We start from the raw sequence: 17,029 nt of genomic DNA on the forward strand, positions 1-17,029 counted from the left end.
CTTTATTATGAAATAATATATTCAAAACATCTTGATCAAGGAAAGAAAAATTATTATTCCCATCAGAAAGCATTTCAATAGCTTTTGCCATAAAGCCTTCTCTTTTCCACGCATTAAGATTGGCATAAATAACTCCTGCGTTAAAATACTCCCCACAAAGAATACCTGCGTTCAATCTTTCTAAATTAGAATTCTGCATAAAATCCACATCAGGCACAACAGCAGCATAGTTCTCTCCAACATTCAAATCTCTTATTTCTTGTAAAGATCCCTTACATACAATATCAGCATCAAGATATAAAACAGCATTTGTTTTCTCAAATAAATATTCAAATGCAACAAACCGAAAATATGTCGCATACGACCATGCTTTTGTATGAGGAAGCTTTCTGAGTGCTTCACTATCCAGAATATAAATTGTTATTGATGTTTGATATTCTTCGACAAGAGAATTTATTTTTCTATTAAAGTCATCATCCTCATAATCGGTAAAAACATGAAAAGAAATTTTCATTTCATTATTCAGCAATATGGATGTTATTGATATTCCTGCACCAAAAAGAAACCTCCTATCGACTCCATACGCTACATGAAGATATTTTTCATGTCTCTCATTTGAAAAGCCTGATGCTATGACTTTTTTTATCATACCATTTTCTTTAAAATCCATATATTCACCAAAAAATCAAATCAATTTTTGTCAAAAGAAGATTCATCAAGTTATGTTATCAACTTCTTTAAGAATTTCAAAATATTTGATTTTCTTTTTATTTGTCTAGATGGTAACTCACCGTTGAGCAATCGATCAATAGCAATCGGTTTCTTATTATTAAACCAACTATACACCTCTTCTTTAGATACATTCATACCTTTAGCATTCTTAAATGCATCACCACTTCTTCCGCCAAAATGATATAAATATTTCTCGTGTTCATAATATCCCTTCACAGAAAAACCCGCATTCAAAATCAACGTTTGAAGTTTTGTCACAGCCCACCACCATTGGTGTCCTTGATCTAACTGATATCTTTTATAAAGCTCAGAATCAATTAAAAAACAGTACCCATCTACTCGGTCTGGATCCGGCACAAAACCATAGCTGGTAATACCATATTCGTGTATATCCAGAAGATGACTTAACCAATACGGGCTTTTCACCTCTATATCACTATTAAGTAACAAGTAATGAGTAGAACGACAATCTGCATGTCGAGCAGCAATATTATTTCCCTCTGCAAATAAAGAGTTTCTATTTAATAATATAAGTTTATCTATATCACCATTTTTATAACATTTTTCAAGATATTTTTTAGTCTTATCATCAGAATCATTATCTAATACAACAATCTCATATTCAATATCTTGTGTAAATTTCCTCACAGAACGTATAGATATATCTATATACTTAAGCGCATTATGCGTTAACATCAAAATACTTACGAACACCTTCTGATTGTTCACAATAACCTTTGCCAAAAAATTTTTGCAAGATCATATCATGAAAAAATGATCAAAAAAACAATTAAATTATTTACCTCATACAATAATTTCTCAAGTTTCAACAGAATTAGGCCACGTATTTAAATAGATAATCTGTGAATTCATATAATAAGTGTAGCTCTCGGCCATGATGACAAAGAGGGGGTTGACTGCTAATAATCTATCGACCAAAGATGTGCGAGTAACTATAGGGTATCAGCGGCTAGCTGGGTATCTTAGATACCAGAGATTGCCCAGTGGATGAGTTAGTCCAGACGAACCATTGCTGCAAAGAAGCGGATGTACCCAGATACCGTGTGCTTCGTTGAGTGTGGTCTGGAATGGAAGTGAAGTCTGGAGCAAATTAGTGCTATTGGTAAATCCGTCAGTCATAAAAGTTAATGGAATGGTTCGCTCCCACCCAACTTGCTAAAATTCACTTATTGTCAGCCCTTATATTGGTGGTGTGTTATGTCGAGAACAAAAGCACAGTCCCTGAGCAGAATGGGTATTGATATCGGTAAAAATACGTTTCATGTAGTCGGGATGGACGATAAAGGGAACGTCCTGATTCGGCGATGTTTTACCCGCGATAAATTGATTGAGTATCTGGCGCTTACACCCCAGACGACGATTGGAATGGAGGCTTGTCCGGGCTGCCATTAGCTGGCCAGAAAAGCTAAATTATTTGGACATACACCCTGTATCATCCCGGCACAATTTGTAAAACCTTTCGTTAAATCAAACAAGAATGATCTGATTGATGCTGAAGCAATAGCAGAAGCTATTTCTCGTCCTACTATGCGAACAGTGATACCAAAAACAACGGCACAACTCGATCTACAGGCATTACATCGGATTAGAGAACGCATTGTGTCTCGGTGGTTAATCAAACAAGGGCATTTCTCCTGGAATACGGACTGACTATTCACAGTGGGATTACGAAATTTACACACGATATGCCTTCACTGTTAGCTGACGATCAAAACGAGTTGAGTCCATCGATGAGGGATATACTCACTGATCTCTGGCAGGAATACCGCGCCCTTGAAGAAAAGCTTTTGCAGTTACGTCGCCAGATTGAATCTATCGCTGATGCAGATGGAACAGCTAAGAGGCTGAAGTCTATTCCTGGCGTAGGAAAATTGACAGCGACAGCAATGACAGCGTTTGTCAGTAATGGTAACAATTTAAATCAGGGCGCAATTTAGCAGCCTGGCTTGGCCTTGCCCCCCGAGAATACTCAACAGGAGGCAAGCAACGTTTATTAGGTATGAGTAAACGTGGCAATGCGTCTCTGAGAAAACTGCTTATCCATGGTGCCCGGACCTGTGTTCTGCATTTAAACAGAACAACAAATATACTGGGACAGTGGATAGAACTTATGGAAGAGCGTGGAGTACACCGCAATAAGGTTGTTGTCGCACTAGCGAACAAAATTGCCCGAATTATCTGGGCTGTCATGACACGACCGGGCGCTTTTTATTTACAACAACGAGATATCTGAAATCGCCTAAATCTTACCAGTTTGCAGGGTATGTGATGACAAAACTGTGCAATGGCGTCTTGTAAACCCGGGACAAAAAAGCGACTTTAGCAGCCGAAGAAGTTTATTGGGAACCTGACGCGCATATTCCATCATGGCCTCGCTGCCAAAAGCAGCTAACTTGCAAGAGGCCGGATACATTAACGCAAACAGCTTTTATCATCGTGTGCTTGCAAAACGGGAGCGAACCATAAATGTTGCCGTGTACACGATAATTCCCCCTATGATTGCCATCGTCTCTGGTCTGTTTGCCATCTTCCGAACAAAGCCCGATGTATTACAAATAGCCTTATTCCTGCTAACCCGATAAAATCGCCACCAGCGATAACCAATAATAGTAAAACCATGCTACAAACCCTTTACACCGTTCTTTTGTACCTTATCCAGCCACTGATATGGATTAGATTGTGGCTGCGTGGCCGTAAGGCTCCCGCGTACCGCAGGCGCTGGAGTGAGCGCTACGGGTTCTGCGCGGAGAAAGTAAAACCGGACGGCATCATGCTGCATTCCGTCTCTGTCGGCGAAACGCTGGCGGCAATCCCTCTGGTCAGGGCGCTGCGGCATCGTTACCCCAACCTGCCGATCACCGTGACTACCATGACACCAACGGGGTCTGAACGAGTGCGCTCCGCTTTCGGCGACACGGTTTATCATGTCTATTTGCCTTATGATTTGCCCTGCTCTCTGCGACGTTTCTTTGATCAGATCCGGCCAAAAGTCGTCATTATCATGGAAACTGAGCTGTGGCCCAATCTGGTTGCTGAGTTGCATAAACGTAACATTCCACTGGTGATTGCCAACGCTCGCTTATCTGCTCGTTCAGCGGCTGGCTATAAAAAAATAGGTCGTTTAACAAAATATATGCTGCGGCGTATCACGCTGGTTGCCGCGCAAAATCAGGAAGACGGTGAGCGTTTTATCGATCTCGGGCTGAAGCGCTCAAGCCTTACAGTCACCGGCAGCCTCAAGTTTGATATTTCGGTGACCCCGGAACTGGCGGCCCGAGCGGTAACACTGCGTCGCCAGTGGGCTCCGCACCGGCCAGTCTGGATCGCCACCAGCACACACGAAGGCGAAGAATCCATTGTTTTAGCGGCCCATCGTCAGTTGCTGACTAACTTCCCTGACCTGCTGTTGATTCTGGCCCCCAGGCATCCAGAGCGCTTTTCCACCACGCAGGCTCTCACGCAAAGTTTAGGTTTTAACTACACCTTGCGAAGTAGCGGGGAACTCCCCTCCGCCAGCACTCAGGTTATTGTTGGCGACACCATGGGCGAGCTCATGTTGTTATACGGCATTGCTGACCTGGCATTTGTTGGCGGCAGCCTGGTTGAGCGCGGTGGTCATAATCCGCTTGAGGCCGCCGCCCATGCCATCCCGGTTTTGATGGGGCCGCATACTTTTAACTTTAAAGATATCTGCAACAAACTTGAGCAGGCAGATGGCCTGATTACCGTTACCGATACGGCATCTCTGGCCAAAGAAGTGGGGAATCTGCTCGCTGATGAGGATTACCGCCGCTATTATGGCCGACATGCGGTTGAGGTATTGCATCAGAATCAAGGGGCCTTGCAGAAGTTGCTCTCATTACTTGAACCTTATCTGCCGCCCCGGATTCACTAATTGGCCGTGGTTTTAAGCACAGGAGCGGAGAAGCATCATGACAACCAAAGCGATTTATCCCGGCACTTTTGATCCATTAACCAATGGTCATCTGGATCTACTGACCCGCGCCTCACGCCTGTTCGATCATCTGGTGTTGGCGATTGCCGCCAGCCCGAGCAAAAATACGTTGTTTACACTCGATGAACGGGTGGCGCTGGCACAGGGAGTCACTCGGCATTTGCCGAATGTGGAAGTTGTTGGCTTCAGTGACCTGATGGCACATTTCGCGCAAAACCAAAACGCCACCGTTCTGGTTCGTGGATTGCGTGCGGTTGCTGATTTCGAGTACGAACTCCAACTCGCCAAAATGAATCACCATCTGCTGCCAACGCTGGAAAGCGTGTTCCTAATGCCTTCCGTGGAGTGGTCTTTTATTTCATCGTCTTTAGTTAAAGAAGTGGCGCGTCATGGTGGGGATGTCTCACATTTCCTGCCGGAATCCATCGCTGACGCGCTACAAAAGAAGTTAACCTCAGCAAAGAACGTTATTGGATAATCGTGTCAACGCGCTCATCTACCGTAAGCGTTGCTATTATTCCCCGCCGATTTTTTCAATTTTGCCGTAAAACCGTACCAGAACCTTTATCCTTGCGAATTAATCCAATAAGCAAGTTAACGCTGACAGCAGCGGCAAAAGAATGTGCTCCGTTGCCCGTGCTTTGCTATTTCTATCGGCGCGCCACAAATCCGGCAAGGTTCTCCGGTACGCCCGTAAACCTGCAACTCCTGGGCAAAATATCCAGGTTTGCCGTCTGATTGCAGAAAATCACGTAATGTCGTACCGCCTTGCTCAATCGAACGCAGCAGAACCTGTTTGATGGTTTCCGCCAGTCGCGTTGTTTCCGCTTCACTTAACGAACCAACAGGCCTGTCAGGACTGATACCCGCCGTAAACAGCGACTCGCTGGCATAGATGTTCCCCACGCCAACCACCACTTTGTTATCCATAATCCAGAGTTTGACCAGCGTCTTCTTGTCACGCGATTTCTGATACAGGTAGTCACCGGAAAAATCATCACTCAGCGGCTCCGGCCCTAAATGCGCCAGTACCGAACTCTCTTCAAGGTTGTTTGCCCATAGCCAGGCGCCAAAACGGCGCGGATCGGTATAGCGCAAAACCTTGCCGTTATCCATGACTAAATCAACGTGATCATGTTTACCCGGTTCGACGTACTCCGGCAAGATGCGCAGGCTGCCCGACATGCCAAGATGAACAATGATCCACCCGGTGGTAAGTTCAATCAGCAGATATTTGGCCCGCCGATGAACGCCCAGTACCGCCTGATCGCTGAGGGATAAAATCTCACTGGAAACCGGCCAGCGCAGGCGAGAATTGCGGACTTCAGCATAGAGGATGGTATGCCCAACAAGATAGGGTGAGATTCCCCGACGACTGGTTTCAACCTCTGGCAGTTCGGGCATGATGCCTCTCCTGGAAAAATTCTGGTTGCATTAGCCGCTTGCAGCGGTGGCAAAAGGCGGCCGCAGGGATAGACCAACGTAAAAAACCCGGCCTGAGCCGGGTTTTTAGCAATTCACTAAAATTATTTAATTTTAGCTTCTTTGTAGATCACATGTTGACGGACAACTGGATCGAATTTCTTCAGTTCCAATTTTTCCGGCTTCGTGCGCTTGTTCTTCGTGGTGGTATAAAAGTGACCAGTACCAGCAGAAGAAACCAGCTTGATCTTCTCGCGAACACCCTTAGCCATGATTCAGTTCCTTAATACTTTTCACCACGGGCACGCAGATCGGCCAGAACCGTCTCAATACCCTTCTTATCGATAACACGCATACCTTTAGCGGATACGCGCAACGTTACAAAGCGCTTTTCACCCTCAACCCAAAAACGGTGTGAGTGCAGGTTCGGCAGAAAACGGCGTTTAGTCGCGTTTAGTGCATGGGAACGGTTGTTACCGCTCACCGGGCGCTTGCCAGTAACTTGGCAGACTCGGGACATGTCTATTCTCCAAAAATCAAAATCAGCTCGAGCTTCGTATAGGGTATAACCGCCTCGTCAGGCTCTAGAGCCCATCTCAGCAACTTCACTGAAAAGACTCCGTCATCAGGATAAACCTGCTGAGATAGGCTCTTAACGCCACACCCAAGATTCTCAAAGGTGGCGTAGTATACGCTCTGAAGCGTAAGTGCTCAAGTCCCGAACAACTAAAGATCCCCCAGGATCGCGGAAATATCGGTTAAATCCATCCGCGTTCAGCAAAAGAGACATATTCGCCGCGCCCGATGACCAGATGATCAAGCACGCGAATCTCTAATAGCAGACAGGCTTTCATGATTTGTTCGGTTATCGCACGGTCAGCCTGACTGGGCTCCGCTTTTCCTGATGGATGATTGTGCGCCAGAATCAACGCGGCGGCATTGGCTTTCAACGCTTCACGCACAATTTCCCTTGGGTGTACTTCCACGCAATTGATAGTACCAGCAAACATCTCCTGATGACGAATCACCCGGTGCTGATTATCCAAAAACATGACTAAAAAAACTTCCCGCTCCTGGCGAGCCAGTAATAGTTGCAGGTACTGCCCGGTAATTTCAGGGTTCAGCATCGCATTTTCTTTCGCCAGGCGGGATGAAAACAGCCGGCGGGACAATTCCGCCACCGCTTTTAATTGCGTATATTTTGAAATACCGATACCTTTCGCGGTACAAAACGCCGCCTGATCGGCGGACATCAGTTGATAAAGCGATCCAAACTGCGTCAACAAACTCTCTGCCAGTTGCATGACATGTATACCGGGTAACCCGGTACGTAAAAAAATCGCCAGCAGTTCAGCATCCGTCAGCGCCTCTGCACCTAAACTCACTAATTTCTCCCGCGGCGCCTGCCCATTTCCCCAGCCCATCGAACCTCCCCCTCTGCCTGAATGCCATCATGACATGGCCCGTATCGAGGAACGATGCCAGCAATAACAGGTTGCGAACCGACTCGCAATTTTTGTCCGTCAACTCGTCGGGAGGCTTAAGATTCCTCTCTTAAGGCAAGGTTATGGTAAAATGATGCCTCTTTCGGTTTTAATCGGACCATGATGATGGGACTTTCCAGCCTGAATGAGCTTTCTGACAAACGTATTTCCGGCAAACGAATTGTACTCGGTATCAGCGGGGGTATTGCCGCTTACAAATGCCCTGAGCTGGTAAGGCGTCTGCGCGACGGCGGTGCGGAAGTACGGGTTGTCATGACTCAGGCCGCTCAGGCCTTTATCACGCCGCTGACGATGCAAGCGGTATCCGGCCACCCGGTGTCGGACGACCTGTTCGATCCGGCTGCCGAAGCCTCTATGGGCCATATCGAACTGGGGAAATGGGCAGATTTAGTGATTCTGGCGCCAGCCACTGCCGATCTTATCGCACGTCTGGCCGCTGGCATGGCAAATGATCTGCTGACCACCCTCTGCCTGGCAACGCCCGCGCCAATAGCCGTTGTCCCTGCGATGAACCAGCAGATGTACCGAGCTGCGCCGACGCAGGACAACCTGCGAACGCTTGCAGCACGCGGGTTGCAACTCTGGGGGCCAGACAGCGGCAGCCAGGCGTGCGGCGACGTCGGTCCGGGCAGGATGATTGATCCGCTGGATATTGTTGATCTGGCGCAGCGTCATTTTACGTCTACCGGCGACCTGCAACATCTGAATATCATGATTACCGCCGGTCCGACACGCGAAGCGCTTGATCCGGTACGCTTCATCAGCAATCACAGTTCGGGAAAAATGGGATTTGCGATTGCTCAGGCCGCCGCAGCCAGAGGGGCAAACGTGACGCTGGTTGCCGGACCGGTATCCCTTGCCACCCCGGCCAACGTTAAGCGTATTGATGTCAACAGCGCGCTGGATATGCAGCAGGCCGTGATGGCCGAAGCCACAAGGCAACATATTGTTATCGGCTGCGCCGCCGTGGCAGACTACCGGGCCAAACAGGTCGCTGATGAAAAAATTAAAAAGCAAGGTGATGAAATAACTGTCACCATGATAAAAAATCCAGATATTATCGCTGACGTCGCGGCCATAAGTGAAAATCGGCCTTATGTTGTCGGGTTTGCCGCCGAAACCCAGAATGTGGAAGAATACGCACGGCAAAAGCTGGCGCGGAAAAATCTGGATTTAATCTGCGCTAACGACGTCTCCCTTTCCGGGCATGGTTTTAACAGTGAAACCAATGCATTACATCTTTTCTGGCACAACGGAGACAAGCAGTTGCCACAATGCGACAAACGTCTTCTTGGCCAAAATTTAATCGACGAGATTGTCAGCCGTTATGATGAAAAAAATCGACGTAAAGATTGTTGACCCACGCATTGGTCAACAATTCCCATTACCAACCTATGCCACACCCGGTTCCGCCGGGCTGGATCTGCGAGCCTGTCTGGATCAGGCCGTTGAACTAAAAGCGGGTGAAACTACCCTGATACCTACGGGACTGGCGATTCATATCGCCGATACCAATCTGGCGGCCATGGTTCTGCCACGTTCCGGTCTGGGTCACAAACATGGCGTAGTGTTAGGTAACCTGGTTGGGCTGATCGACTCTGACTATCAGGGGCAATTAATGGTTTCCGTCTGGAACCGGGGTCAGCAGACATTCACCATTGAACCGGGCGAGCGTATCGCACAAATGATTTTCGTTCCCGTCGTTCAGGCAGAGTTTAATCTGGTCGACGATTTCGTCAGCAGTGAACGTGGAGAAGGTGGTTTCGGCCATTCGGGTCGTAACTAACACGCCCCTACCACCCGGTATTGTCAAAAATTCATATAAGCCACAGCGCGTTGACGTGACTGTGGCGTTATCAGGTGCTTGTCAGTCAAATTTTTTGCAAGGGTTCTTTTAGACATGGCAGAAAAAGAAAATAAGAAAAGGAATCGTCGCGAGGAAATTTTGCAGGCGCTGGCGCAAATGCTGGAATCCAGTGACGGTAGCCAACGCATTACCACAGCAAAACTGGCCGCGAACGTCGGGGTGTCTGAAGCCGCGCTTTACCGGCATTTCCCCAGCAAAACGCGGATGTTTGACAGCCTGATTGAGTTTATTGAGGACAGCCTGACTACCCGCATCAACCTGATTTTACAAGATGAAAAAGAGACGTTTAACCGTCTGCGCCTGATTTTGTTGCTTATTCTGGGGTTTGCAGAACGTAACCCTGGTTTGACGCGTATTCTGACCGGCCACGCGCTGATGTTTGAACAGGATCGTTTGCAGGGTCGCATCAATCAGTTATTTGAACGTATCGAATCGCAGTTGCGTCAGGTATTACGTGAGCATAAGCTACGTGATGGCAAAGGTTTTCAGCACGATGAAACGCTGCTGGCCAGTCAGCTACTGGCGTTTTGTGAAGGTATGCTTTCGCGGTTTATTCGCTCTGAATTCCGCTATCGTCCGACGCAGGAATTTGATACCCGCTGGCCTCTGCTAGCCGCACAACTGCTCTGATTTACTCTCCAGCCGTCCGCCAGAAGCCTCTCTGGCGGAATCACCGACAGATGTGGAAACATCCGTCAGTTAAATACCATACTGCTCACGGTATGCTTTAAGCGCAGCAAGATAATCTGTCATTTCAGGTTTTTCAGCCAGATACGCGATCAGGTCTTGCAGAGTAATAATAGAAATCACTTTGCACTGGTAGTCGCGTTCAACTTCCTGAATAGCGGAAATATCGGCGCGCCCGCGCTCTTGGCGATCCAGCGCAATCATTACGCCGGCAAGCCGTGCGCCGTTGGCGGCAATAATCTCCATTGACTCACGGATCGCCGTGCCAGCAGTGATGACGTCATCAACCAGCATCACCCGGCCCTGTAACGGACTTCCCACCAGACTCCCGCCTTCGCCATGATCTTTGGCTTCTTTGCGGTTAAAGCAGTAAGGCAGATCGCGTTCATGATGTTCCGCCAGCGCCACCGCCGTGGTGGTCGCAATCGGAATACCTTTGTAAGCCGGGCCAAAAAGCAGATCGAATTCAATACCTGAATCTACCAGCGCCTCTGCATAAAAACGCCCCAGCAATGCCAGGTCGCGCCCGGTATTAAACAACCCGGCATTAAAAAAATAAGGGCTGATACGTCCAGATTTCAGGGTAAATTCACCGAACTTTAATACCTGTTTGTTGAGCGCAAACTCAATAAACTGGCGCTGAAAGGCCTTCATTACTGCATCTCCTCGTCTTACGGGTTAACGATTTACCCGATTTGCCTCATTTCACAACTATTGGACATCGGCTAATGCGGCCTTCTGCGCCTGGATGATGTTTTCTATCCCCCCTCGCGCCAGTGCCAGCAAAGACAACAACTCTTCGTGAGTGAACGGCTCGCCTTCCGCGGTGCCCTGCACTTCAATCATGCGGCCATCTTCCGTCATCACCACATTCATATCGGTTTCTGCGGCAGAATCTTCCACATATTCCAGATCGCACAGCGCCTCGCCGTTGACGATACCCACAGATACCGCCGCCACCATGCCTTTCAGTGGATTTTTCTTCAGTTTGCCACTGGCAACCATCTGATTCAGCGCATCAGCCAGTGCTACGCAGGCACCAGTGATAGAGGCCGTTCGTGTACCGCCATCCGCTTGCAGCACGTCACAATCCAGCGTGATGGTGTACTCGCCCAAGACTTTGAGATCGAGAGCCGCCCGCAGAGAACGGGCAATCAGCCGCTGAATCTCCAGCGTCCTCCCGCCCTGTTTGCCCTTAGCCGCTTCACGCGCATTACGACTATGCGTTGCACGCGGCAACATGCCATATTCGGCGGTCACCCAGCCCTGGCCTTGCCCTTTCAGAAAGCGAGGCACGCCCTCTTCAACCGTGGCATTACATAAAACTTTGGTGTCACCGAACTCAACCAAAACAGATCCTTCGGCGTGTTTTGTGTAATGGCGGGTTAATTTCAGGGGGCGTACTTGCTGTGCACTTCGGCCTGTAGGGCGCATGAACCATCTCCGGCGGGTAAAATGTTAACTGGCGCGCATTATACGGCCTTAGCGGCGCAATGCCTATCTTACCTTACGGCGCAGGATTAAAAGTTATATCGCATCCGGGTATAACCTCAGGCTATACCTCTCCATGAACAAGTATTCCTCAGTAATGATACGGCGGGAAATATTCTTCTCTGCCACCTGTCCATTGATGAGAGAAGCGCTATGTTGATCCCACCACCTTACCAGCACTTTCCGAGATCCCCTGAGCTTGACAACGCCAGTCGCCGCATAAACAGGCGAACAGCGTCATAAAAACAACATGGTGCCCCGTCAACAGCGATACCACTATCTCTGGCAGCCTGACTGCCGGTTGGTCGATTTTGTTCTACCCTGCCCAGAGACTCAACGTTATAATCCCCCCATCATTTGCTTTACAGGTATGCACCGATGATCCGCAGTATGACCGCTTACGCCCGACGAGAAGTCAAGGGCAACTGGGGAAGCGCAGCCTGGGAACTGCGTTCTGTTAACCAGCGCTATCTGGAAACCTACATCCGTTTACCAGAGCAATTCCGCAGTCTGGAACCTGTTATCCGCGATCGAATCCGTACCCGATTAACCCGAGGCAAAATTGAATGCAACCTGCGTTTCGATCTGGACCCACGGGCGCAAAGCTCGCTGATACTGAATGAAAACCTGGCTAAACAATTGGTCAGCGCGGCTAACTGGGTAAAAATGCAGAGCGATGAGGGTGAAATCAACCCAGTCGATATTCTGCGCTGGCCGGGCGTGATGGCTGCGGAAGAACAGGATCTGGACGCCATCAGCGCAGAGATGTTACAGGCGTTGGATCGTACACTGGATGACTTCATTAGCGCACGCGAAAGCGAAGGCAATGCGCTGAAAGCGCTGATTGAACAGCGCCTGGCTGGCGTCAGCGGCGAAGTTGCCAAAGTGCGGGCGCATATGCCGAACATCCTGCAATGGCAGCGCGAACGCCTGCTCAACAAGCTGGAAGAGGCACAGGTTCAGTTGGAAAATAACCGGCTGGAGCAGGAACTGGTGATCATGGCTCAACGTGTTGACGTGGCGGAAGAACTGGACAGGCTTGAAGCCCACGTCGCTGAAACTTATAAAATTCTAAACAAAGAAGAAGCCGTAGGCCGCCGCCTGGACTTCATGATGCAGGAATTCAACCGCGAATCCAACACGTTGGCCTCTAAATCCATCAACGCCGACGTCACCGCCTCCGCCATCGAACTCAAAGTATTGATCGAACAGATGCGGGAGCAGATCCAAAATATCGAATAATTTCCACCCTGTTCCACCGACTGCCACAACGCCCTGTTTTCAGGGCATTTTTGTTGCTATCGGCGTCTACTCTGTACTACCCGAATCCACCGAAATCCACTGCCAAGTGGGTAGTACATTGGGTAGTACCATCGCTTTACAAGCCAAAATGTTCGTTTTATAACCTATGTACTACCCAATTTTTCGCGCAGGCCACGATTGACGGGTGCTGGCGGGATATCTTAGGGAGGCAGGGCATGGGAAATCTGACCGTTAAAACCATACAGTCCATCCTGAAAGCAAGCCGTCCCGGACGATACAACGACGGTCAGGGGCTATACCTGATGCTGCCGCAGCGCGGCGAACCTTACTGGATGCTGCGCTATACCCTGAACGCCAAACGCCGTTCGCTCACGCTGGGCAAACCGTCCGATCTGTCGCTGGCGGAAGCCCGCTCTCAGGCCGAAGACGCCCGCAGGAAGGTCAGGAAAGGCGATGATCCCATCGCCGAACGTAAACGCAATCGCCCCGCCAGAATCCATACCGTCGATGATCTGTTTAACGACTGGAAACAGGATTTGGTGCGGCGCCTTAAGCACCCGCATATCCCACAGCGGATCTTCGCCAGAGAGATCGCGCCACACATTGGAGAACAGGCGTTAGGCAAGGTCACACCACTGGACATACGCGCCATCATCCAGCAAATCACCGCCAGCGGCAGGCCCTGCACCGCCAACGATGCGCTGATGTACCTGAAACAACTGTTTAATCACGGCATAAAACTTGGGCTTCTTGTCCATAACCCGGCGGCGGCGTTCAAGGTGGATGATGCGGGCGGCATTGAAAAAAGCCGCGACCGGGCGTTGAGTCTGGAAGAGTTGACGCAGGTTTTTCAGGTATTCCGCAGCCAGAGCGACAGCTTCACTCGCGATAACTATCTGGCTTGCGCATTACTGATTGTGCTTGGCGTACGCAAAAGCGAACTGACCGAAGCCCAATGGGATGAATTTTCCCTCGAAGACGCAACGTGGGAACTGCCCGCGACAAGGAGTAAATCAGGCGTCGCTATCGTCATTCCCCTCCCCCCGCAGACGCTGGAATGGCTGCGAGAATTGGAAATACGCGCCTGCGGTTCAGCGTATGTATTCCCCAACCGCCGGGCCAGCGGTTCGCCGCATATGGGCAGCGATACCCTCAACCGGGCAATCGCCAAACTTTTCGGCCGCGAACCGGGAAGAAAAATTCAGCCGCCCAATCGCATGGGTGAACTTGAACCGTTCACCGTACACGACCTGCGCCGCACCTGCCGCAGCCTGCTGGCCGCGTTAGGCATTCCGGGCTATGTCGCCGAACGGTGCCTTAATCATAAGCTGAAAGGCGTTGAAGGCATTTACGATCGATATGATTACTTTGAGGAACGGCGGGAAGCGCATTGTAAACTGGCAGACCTCGTTAAGCCGATTATTGAGAACTATTAATTTTCTCTAATTCCGGTTGTACCAGCGACATACAAGCTACGATATTCGTAGTATGCAGGCGGGTTTATACCTACGAGTATCGTAGTCATGAATACTCGCCGACAGCATCGTGATATTTTCAGTCAACGTCTTAAGGATGCCCGCTTACTTCGGGGCTTGTCCCAGAAAGGGCTGGGTATTGCTGCCGGGATTGATGAGTTTGTTGCCAGTGCGCGTATTAACCGTTATGAGAAAGGCGTGCATGAAGCCAACATCGTAACGGCAAACCGATTAGCGGAAGCATTAAACGTCCCGCTGGCGTATTTCTATGCGGATGATGACAATCTGGCGAAAATAATCCTGCTTTTCTCCGATCTGCCCGCCGCACAACAAAGCGCACTGCTTACATCGTTAGAAAACAAATAAACGAAGTAACGCAATCATGTTTTACTCAGACTGCCGCCCTCTGATTCTTATCTTGCGATCGATTAATTTCCCTGTCTCATCATAATAGCGACTCGGCCAGATCTCGGCAGGATGAATGCCCAACTCCTCGGCAATCATCCATTCACCTTTCGGCCAGGGGCGAGCAATTACGTTTGCCAGCGTCGATGAACTCAGCCCTGCCGCACGGGAAAGCGCAGCCATTGTAGTGCCTTGTTTGTGCAAAGCCGCAACGATATCCGCCTTATGCCAGTCGTTTTTCATGTAACCCCCTAACTCTTCGTCGTAAAAGGATCATGCACAACCCAATACTACGTTATTCGTAGTATCCGACTCAAGCAAAAACTACGATTCTCGTAGTTATGAAAACAAGACCTAATTATCATGACATTTTCTGTCAACGGCTCAAGCAGGCGCGTCATGCAAAAGGACTCTCGCAAAAACAGCTTGGCATTGAGGCCGGGATAGATGAGTTTGTCGCCAGTACGCGCATCAATCGCTATGAAAGAGGTATACATCAGGCCAATATTGAGACGATTCAACTACTGGCGGAGGTGCTGGAAGTACCTGTAGCTTATTTTTATACCGCCGATGACGAACTGGCTGAACTGATACTGGCGTTTCAGGCGCTGCCGCCTGAGGAAAGACCGGAAATTCTGGCGTTGGTAAAAAGCCGGGCTGAACAGCTTCGCTAAAGGCTGCTTCCTCTACATTCCTTTTATCTTCATCCCCCTTTCCCCGCCCAAAAAGAGACAGACCACGGCCCAAGTCAACCATTACGCAGCTTCCGGTTATTTTCCCCACATGGTCGCTATATATTGACGGGAAGTAGGGGTGAACCCGGTTTTTTGGGCCGGGTTCACCCACCTGTACCACATTGGTAACACCTCATTCCCCACCTCAGCGCCAATCTGATCTTTTTCCCTGGCTGGCGAACGTGAACTGATGAGCCAGCCAGAGGAAAGAGCCTACGCCGTTCTGCCGTAGACCTGCTGCACATACCGCCCGCGCCCGTCTCCATGCCCTAAATCCATCGACACCAGCGCACTTGCTTCCCGGTTACTGAAACCGGGTATGGCTGCCGCCAGCCCGTCGGGCCAGCGTCTGCATTTCCCGGCTTAATCGTGACATATGCTATCCCCCGATCCTCGATAACCTCTGTTCTCCGGCGCTCGGCGATTTACGACACGGGGGAAACCGTGCCGCACTGAACAATACCTGCGCGCCGGAGCGGCAGCGGTTGAGGTATGACGGAGATATCGGTTATGCACTCGGTGCAGCCGCCTGCATCAGCAGGGTAATCCCCTCAGGCTGAAAGCCTGCCTCAGGTATCGGTTCAGTCCTCCTCTGATAAGTGGGTTGATGAGAATTGATGCAGAAAATGTGCGTCAGATGACAGGGCACGCCGGAAAGCGCTGTGGCGTAAGGGCTGGCGCAGAGATCGTTCGCGGCGTCACTTGCAACGGCTTTGCGCCGTATGAAGTGACGCCGCTGCCTCATGGGTAAATCAGGCTGAGGCAGCAAAAGGCCGCAGACGGTTGCGCCAGCTATAAAGGTTGTTGTACGCATCAGTGCGTATGCAAAAAGTAGTTGCTTCACGAGGAATAAACAGGATGCCGCCCTAAAGCGTTGGGATAAGTGAGCTACCATCGCCGCAGCAATCACCCGCAAACTGGTAGCGGCACGGGTTGGGAGTCGACCACACAGGCTGTGCCTGCGCGTTGCCTTGAAGGTCATGGCAACATGGGATGCCGTATTTGGACAGCTTGTTTAGGAAAGAATGATACTCAGGCGATGAAAAATGGCAAGTTACCAAGCAACATAGTTTTCACAATTGTAAGCGTCCGGCAAACTCATATTGTTAACAAAACTCTGCTGCCACATGCTGCCCTCACTCAATAAAACGAACCTGAGGTAAAATATGGCAAAACGGCATTCTCACCGTGAACGGCAACAGCATCTCGACGCCTGGCAACAGAGCGGATTAACTAAACAACACTATTGCCGGCAATACGATTTGAACCCGGCCACCTTTTATTACTGGCTCAAACATCATCACGATGACGCTACCGTGGCCGCTACCGCCGCATTCATTCCTGCGCGCCGGGTTATGCCAGGGAATAACGACGCCGACACGGTGACGCTCAACCTCCCCAACGGGTGTTCGGTCTGCTGTCTTCCCGCTCAGTTGCGGGCCGTGATGCAGGCCCTGTCCCTGTGTTAACGC

The 17,029-nt window shown here is 49.7% G+C and carries 24 protein-coding genes and 2 pseudogenes; 14 read left to right on the forward strand and 12 right to left on the reverse strand.

Translation table 11 applies throughout. From position 1 onward, the window contains the following. Positions 1-670, reverse strand: a 670-nt coding sequence (locus tag BIY29_RS18430; RefSeq protein WP_121576494.1) for a glycosyltransferase, incomplete at its 3' end; no start/stop codon positions are given. 50 nt (positions 671-720) lie between these two features. Further along, positions 721-1,428 (reverse strand): glycosyltransferase, encoded by a 708-nt coding sequence (locus tag BIY29_RS18435; protein ID WP_121576495.1) that lies wholly within the window; start codon positions 1,426-1,428, stop codon positions 721-723. Positions 1,429-1,950: 522 nt separating this feature from the next. Here BIY29_RS18435 and BIY29_RS20420 point away from each other — a divergent pair. The 6 genes and pseudogenes from BIY29_RS20420 (at position 1,951) to coaD (ending at position 5,186) form a co-directional block, all read left to right on the forward strand. Beyond that, positions 1,951-2,145: a hypothetical protein gene (locus BIY29_RS20420; protein ID WP_205680373.1), complete on the forward strand. Its 195-nt coding sequence runs from the start codon at positions 1,951-1,953 to the stop codon at positions 2,143-2,145. A 108-nt stretch (positions 2,146-2,253) separates the two neighbouring features. Next, complete coding sequence (locus BIY29_RS21070; RefSeq protein WP_420808433.1) at positions 2,254-2,403, forward strand: hypothetical protein; 150 nt, start codon at positions 2,254-2,256, stop codon at positions 2,401-2,403. Next, positions 2,361-2,690: a hypothetical protein gene (locus tag BIY29_RS20430; RefSeq protein ID WP_205680374.1), complete on the forward strand. Its 330-nt coding sequence runs from the start codon at positions 2,361-2,363 to the stop codon at positions 2,688-2,690. The genes BIY29_RS21070 and BIY29_RS20430 overlap by 43 nt, the downstream gene beginning before the upstream one ends. A gap of 35 nt (positions 2,691-2,725) precedes the next feature. Further along, positions 2,726-2,986: pseudogene (locus tag BIY29_RS21075) on the forward strand (transposase); the annotation flags it as partial. 384 nt (positions 2,987-3,370) lie between these two features. Beyond that, a complete protein-coding gene (gene waaA, locus BIY29_RS18450; protein ID WP_121576497.1) occupies positions 3,371-4,648 on the forward strand; it encodes a lipid IV(A) 3-deoxy-D-manno-octulosonic acid transferase in 1,278 nt (425 codons plus the stop codon). 37 nt (positions 4,649-4,685) lie between these two features. Further along, positions 4,686-5,186: a pantetheine-phosphate adenylyltransferase gene (gene coaD, locus BIY29_RS18455; protein ID WP_121576498.1), complete on the forward strand. Its 501-nt coding sequence runs from the start codon at positions 4,686-4,688 to the stop codon at positions 5,184-5,186. A gap of 116 nt (positions 5,187-5,302) precedes the next feature. On the opposite strand, the gene mutM is transcribed toward coaD, so the two are convergent. The 4 genes from mutM to radC all read right to left on the reverse strand — a co-directional run bounded on the left by mutM (position 5,303) and on the right by radC (position 7,554). Beyond that, positions 5,303-6,112: a bifunctional DNA-formamidopyrimidine glycosylase/DNA-(apurinic or apyrimidinic site) lyase gene (gene mutM, locus BIY29_RS18460; protein ID WP_121576499.1), complete on the reverse strand. Its 810-nt coding sequence runs from the start codon at positions 6,110-6,112 to the stop codon at positions 5,303-5,305. Between the two features lie 122 nt (positions 6,113-6,234). Further along, positions 6,235-6,402, reverse strand: a complete 168-nt coding sequence (gene rpmG / locus BIY29_RS18465; protein WP_004392084.1) for a 50S ribosomal protein L33 — start codon at positions 6,400-6,402, stop codon at positions 6,235-6,237. Between the two features lie 11 nt (positions 6,403-6,413). Continuing rightward, positions 6,414-6,650: a 50S ribosomal protein L28 gene (gene rpmB, locus BIY29_RS18470; RefSeq protein WP_048637009.1), complete on the reverse strand. Its 237-nt coding sequence runs from the start codon at positions 6,648-6,650 to the stop codon at positions 6,414-6,416. A gap of 238 nt (positions 6,651-6,888) precedes the next feature. Beyond that, positions 6,889-7,554 (reverse strand): RadC family protein, encoded by a 666-nt coding sequence (radC, locus tag BIY29_RS18475; RefSeq protein WP_121576500.1) that lies wholly within the window; start codon positions 7,552-7,554, stop codon positions 6,889-6,891. A 183-nt stretch (positions 7,555-7,737) separates the two neighbouring features. Here radC and coaBC point away from each other — a divergent pair, with 183 nt between their 5' ends. From coaBC to slmA, 3 genes are all read left to right on the forward strand, one after another. Then, positions 7,738-8,994, forward strand: coding sequence for a bifunctional phosphopantothenoylcysteine decarboxylase/phosphopantothenate--cysteine ligase CoaBC (coaBC, locus tag BIY29_RS18480; RefSeq protein ID WP_170158977.1), 1,257 nt, complete (start codon positions 7,738-7,740; stop codon positions 8,992-8,994). After that, the gene (gene dut, locus BIY29_RS18485) at positions 8,963-9,421 is read left to right on the forward strand and encodes a dUTP diphosphatase (protein WP_121576501.1); all 459 of its coding nucleotides are present in this window, start codon (positions 8,963-8,965) and stop codon (positions 9,419-9,421) included. The genes coaBC and dut overlap by 32 nt, the downstream gene beginning before the upstream one ends. 114 nt (positions 9,422-9,535) lie before the next feature. Beyond that, a complete protein-coding gene (gene slmA / locus BIY29_RS18490) occupies positions 9,536-10,132 on the forward strand; it encodes a nucleoid occlusion factor SlmA (RefSeq protein WP_121576502.1) in 597 nt (198 codons plus the stop codon). A 69-nt stretch (positions 10,133-10,201) separates the two neighbouring features. Here the strand turns inward: slmA and pyrE are convergent, their stop codons facing one another. Beyond that, the gene (pyrE, locus tag BIY29_RS18495) at positions 10,202-10,843 is read right to left on the reverse strand and encodes an orotate phosphoribosyltransferase (RefSeq protein WP_121576503.1); all 642 of its coding nucleotides are present in this window, start codon (positions 10,841-10,843) and stop codon (positions 10,202-10,204) included. A gap of 57 nt (positions 10,844-10,900) precedes the next feature. Further along, positions 10,901-11,623, reverse strand: a complete 723-nt coding sequence (gene rph, locus BIY29_RS18500; protein ID WP_121576504.1) for a ribonuclease PH — start codon at positions 11,621-11,623, stop codon at positions 10,901-10,903. A 435-nt stretch (positions 11,624-12,058) separates the two neighbouring features. On the opposite strand from rph, the gene BIY29_RS18505 reads away from it, so the two are divergent. The 3 genes from BIY29_RS18505 to BIY29_RS18515 all read left to right on the forward strand — a co-directional run bounded on the left by BIY29_RS18505 (position 12,059) and on the right by BIY29_RS18515 (position 14,784). Then, a complete protein-coding gene (locus BIY29_RS18505; RefSeq protein WP_121576505.1) occupies positions 12,059-12,922 on the forward strand; it encodes a YicC/YloC family endoribonuclease in 864 nt (287 codons plus the stop codon). A gap of 236 nt (positions 12,923-13,158) precedes the next feature. Then, positions 13,159-14,379: a tyrosine-type recombinase/integrase gene (locus tag BIY29_RS18510; RefSeq protein ID WP_121576506.1), complete on the forward strand. Its 1,221-nt coding sequence runs from the start codon at positions 13,159-13,161 to the stop codon at positions 14,377-14,379. A gap of 87 nt (positions 14,380-14,466) precedes the next feature. Next, complete coding sequence (locus BIY29_RS18515) at positions 14,467-14,784, forward strand: helix-turn-helix domain-containing protein (protein WP_121576507.1); 318 nt, start codon at positions 14,467-14,469, stop codon at positions 14,782-14,784. Positions 14,785-14,805: 21 nt separating this feature from the next. On the opposite strand, the gene BIY29_RS18520 is transcribed toward BIY29_RS18515, so the two are convergent. Next, complete coding sequence (locus BIY29_RS18520; protein WP_121576508.1) at positions 14,806-15,066, reverse strand: helix-turn-helix domain-containing protein; 261 nt, start codon at positions 15,064-15,066, stop codon at positions 14,806-14,808. A gap of 98 nt (positions 15,067-15,164) precedes the next feature. On the opposite strand from BIY29_RS18520, the gene BIY29_RS18525 reads away from it, so the two are divergent. Beyond that, complete coding sequence (locus BIY29_RS18525; protein ID WP_121576509.1) at positions 15,165-15,497, forward strand: helix-turn-helix domain-containing protein; 333 nt, start codon at positions 15,165-15,167, stop codon at positions 15,495-15,497. Positions 15,498-15,770: 273 nt separating this feature from the next. On the opposite strand, the pseudogene BIY29_RS18530 reads toward BIY29_RS18525, so the two are convergent. The 3 genes and pseudogenes from BIY29_RS18530 to BIY29_RS20080 all read right to left on the reverse strand — a co-directional run. Next, positions 15,771-15,872, reverse strand: a pseudogene (locus BIY29_RS18530) (integrase domain-containing protein); the annotation flags it as partial. After that, positions 15,862-15,933 (reverse strand): phage integrase N-terminal domain-containing protein, encoded by a 72-nt coding sequence (locus tag BIY29_RS21080; protein WP_420808434.1) that lies wholly within the window; start codon positions 15,931-15,933, stop codon positions 15,862-15,864. The pseudogene BIY29_RS18530 and the gene BIY29_RS21080, both read right to left, overlap by 11 nt. Before the next feature lie 132 nt (positions 15,934-16,065). Beyond that, positions 16,066-16,371: a hypothetical protein gene (locus tag BIY29_RS20080; RefSeq protein ID WP_147437178.1), complete on the reverse strand. Its 306-nt coding sequence runs from the start codon at positions 16,369-16,371 to the stop codon at positions 16,066-16,068. A gap of 352 nt (positions 16,372-16,723) precedes the next feature. Between BIY29_RS20080 and tnpA the strand changes: the two genes are divergently transcribed. Continuing rightward, complete coding sequence (tnpA, locus tag BIY29_RS18540; RefSeq protein ID WP_240630208.1) at positions 16,724-17,026, forward strand: IS66 family insertion sequence element accessory protein TnpA; 303 nt, start codon at positions 16,724-16,726, stop codon at positions 17,024-17,026. Positions 17,027-17,029 lie beyond the last annotated feature (3 nt).

This window comes from Brenneria alni, from assembly GCF_003666245.1.
Classification (GTDB): domain Bacteria; phylum Pseudomonadota; class Gammaproteobacteria; order Enterobacterales; family Enterobacteriaceae; genus Brenneria; species Brenneria alni.